Source organism: Rahnella perminowiae (assembly GCF_019049755.1).
GTDB classification, from domain to species: Bacteria; Pseudomonadota; Gammaproteobacteria; order Enterobacterales; family Enterobacteriaceae; genus Rahnella; species Rahnella perminowiae.
In genome coordinates, this window is record NZ_JAFMOS010000215.1 from 1 (window position 1) to 2045 (window position 2045).

At 46.8% G+C, this 2045-nt stretch carries 2 protein-coding genes; both read left to right on the plus strand.

All coding sequences use genetic code 11. The features are described from left to right. Nucleotides 1-88: 88 nt before the first annotated feature. A complete protein-coding gene (gene murB / locus J1785_RS01395; protein WP_129955685.1) occupies nucleotides 89-1126 on the plus strand; it encodes a UDP-N-acetylmuramate dehydrogenase in 1038 nt (345 codons plus the stop codon). Continuing rightward, the coding region (gene birA, locus J1785_RS01400) for a bifunctional biotin--[acetyl-CoA-carboxylase] ligase/biotin operon repressor BirA (RefSeq protein WP_217218645.1) at nucleotides 1123-2045 on the plus strand (923 nt) is incomplete at its 3' end. The genes murB and birA, both read left to right, overlap by 4 nt.

Here is a 2045-nt window from a genome sequence, read left to right on the forward strand (position 1 = left end):
CCCCTGTACCATCTTATAAAACTCTGCGTAACAGAGTATCGGATCGGTTAAACTAAGCACAAATAAGTCACTTATGAGTAATATGGCTATGTCGAATGGCGACACTTCTCTTCAATCCCTAAATACTTTTTCTCTGGAGGCCTATGCTGCTGAAATCACGCATGTCCGGAGCGCTGAACAACTCATCGTTGCATGGAAATCAGCGAAGAAAAAAGGGCAGCCTTTTTTACTTTTAGGGGAAGGGAGTAATGTTCTTTTCCTGGAGAATTTTGCAGGGTCAGTGGCACTAAATCGCATAAAAGGGATTGAACTGACTGAAAACGCAGAGGAATGGCAGCTACATATAGGGGCTGGGGAAAATTGGCATCAATTGGTTTGTTATGCATTAGAGCATGATATTCCCGGCCTGGAGAATCTTGCGTTAATTCCCGGATGCGTAGGTTCTGCTCCTATTCAGAACATAGGTGCATATGGTATCGAACTGCAGAGTATTTGTGGTTATGTGGATGTATTGGATCTTCAGAATGAAAAAGTCATCCGCTTGCAATCCGATGAATGCCAGTTCGGTTATCGCGAAAGCATATTTAAACATTCCTATAAAGAAGGGTATGCCATTATTGCCGTAGGCCTGAAGCTGACAAAGCAATGGCAACCGAAACTTACTTATGGGGATCTGACTCGCTTAGATCCTGAGACTGTGACTCCCCGTCAGATCTTTGATTTAGTCTGCGCGATGCGGCAGAGCAAATTACCAGACCCAACCGTTACCGGCAATGCAGGGAGTTTCTACAAAAATCCTACTGTTGATGCTTCTGTGGCAGAGAGAATCAGCAGCGAATATCCCTCTATGCCGTCTTATCCGCAAGCCAATGGGCAAATAAAACTGGCTGCAGGATGGTTGGTTGAACAGGCCGGTCTAAAAGGTTTTGCCATTGGTGGCGCAGCTGTTCATGATAAACAGGCGTTAGTTTTGATTAATAAAGATCACGCGAGCAGTGCTGATATACGCGCATTGGCTAAATATGTACGTGATGCAGTTGCAGCAAAATTTGGCATCTGGCTTGAACCAGAGGTTCGTTTTATTGCCGCGAAAGGGGAAGTGGACGCAATGGGAGCGCTGTCATGAAAGATATTACCGTTCCTCTGCAATTAATCTCCATTTTGGCTGATGGTGAATTTCATTCCGGTGAGCAGTTAGGTACAGCCATGGGGATGAGCCGCGCAGCGATTAATAAGCATATCCAGACGGTACGTGACTGGGGCGTTGATATATTTACGGTGCCGGGCAAAGGTTATAGCCTTCCGTTCCCTATCGAGTTGCTTGACGCAGAAAAAATCCACGCATTGCTCCCGACGGGCCATGTTGATGTTCTGTCTGTTATTGATTCAACCAATCAGTATCTATTGGACAGAATTGGAGAATTAAGCTCGGGTGACGCATGTGTTGCGGAATATCAGCAGGCCGGGCGGGGACGTCGTGGGCGAAAGTGGTTCTCACCTTTCGGCAGTAACCTTTACCTGTCAATGTACTGGAAACTGGAACAGGGACCTGCCGCCGCAATGGGACTCAGCCTGGTCATTGGGATTGTTATGGCTGAGGTGCTTCAGCGTCTTGGTGCTGAAGCAGTACGCGTGAAATGGCCCAATGATCTTTATCTTAATGATCGCAAGCTCGCCGGAATATTGGTTGAACTGACAGGTAAAACCGGCGATGCAGCACAGCTGGTTCTTGGCGCGGGGATTAACCTTAAAATGCGCGAACCTGCTTCTGATGCTATTAATCAGGGTTGGATAAATTTGCAGGAAGCGGGGGTTAATATTGACCGCAATGAACTTACAGCTACGTTGCTGAAAGAGTTAAGGTCAGCATTATTACATTTCGAACAGGAAGGATTAGCGCCATTTATTCCCCGCTGGCGTGGTTTAGATAATTTCCTCGACCGTCCGGTTAAATTACTCATCGGTGACCAGGAAATTCATGGTATTGAGCGGGGTATCGATCCTCAGGGGGCTTTGCTGCTCGAACAGGATGGCGTACTTAAACC

Bases quoted from the DNA above. Each gene is read 5' to 3' on its own strand.
- murB (WP_129955685.1), top strand. From the start codon at position 89: ATGTCGAATGGCGACACTTCTCTTCAATCCCTAAATACTTTTTCTCTG.